Annotated in this window: 1 pseudogene; it reads left to right on the top strand. The window is 66.4% G+C overall.

Going from position 1 to position 238, the window contains the following annotated elements:
* Positions 1–238, top strand: a pseudogene (locus BZL64_RS39995) (hypothetical protein); the annotation flags it as partial.

Genomic DNA, 238 nt, shown 5'->3' with positions numbered 1-238 from the left:
GCTGCGCTCCAGGCCACCGGCATCGACGGCGAGGCGGGCTACGTCAGCCTGGACCCCGACGAGGCTGAGGCCGAGCTGCGCCGACTGTTCGACGGGCACTCGTTCGGGGTGGTGCTCATCGGCGGCGGCATCAAGAACGTCCCGGAGTACACCGTCCTGTTCGAACGTATCGTCAACGTGCTCATCGACCTCCAGCCCGACATCCGCTTGAGCTTCAGCTCGCATCCGACGAACGTGC

Source organism: Streptomyces bobili, assembly GCF_002154575.1.
Classification (GTDB): Bacteria; Actinomycetota; Actinomycetes; order Streptomycetales; family Streptomycetaceae; genus Streptomyces; species Streptomyces bobili.
The sequence above is the reverse complement of the archived record's forward strand: the minus strand, read 5'-3'. Positions and strand labels throughout refer to the sequence as shown.